At 67.4% G+C, this 242-nt stretch carries 1 protein-coding gene; it reads left to right on the plus strand.

Features of this window, described 5'->3' with window-relative positions:
• Positions 1 to 238: peptide-methionine (R)-S-oxide reductase MsrB (gene msrB / locus BST14_RS32220; protein WP_083067512.1), on the plus strand; the 238-nt coding region annotated here is incomplete at its 5' end.
• Positions 239 to 242 lie beyond the last annotated feature (4 nt).

Genomic DNA, 242 nt, shown 5'->3' on the forward strand with positions numbered 1-242 from the left:
GTTCGACTCCGACGCCAAGTACGACTCCGGCAGCGGTTGGCCGAGCTATTTCCAGCCGGTGGACGCCGAGGCGGTCCGCGAACTGGACGACTTCAGCCACGGCATGCATCGCATCGAAGTCCGCTGCGGCCGCTGCGATGCCCACCTGGGGCACGTCTTCCCGGATGGCCCCCGGCCCACCGGGTTGCGTTACTGCATCAACTCGGCCTCGCTGAAGCTGGTGCCGCGGGAGAGCTAGAGAG

It is taken from the genome of Mycobacterium arosiense ATCC BAA-1401 = DSM 45069, from assembly GCF_002086125.1.
GTDB lineage: Bacteria > Actinomycetota > Actinomycetes > Mycobacteriales > Mycobacteriaceae > Mycobacterium > Mycobacterium arosiense.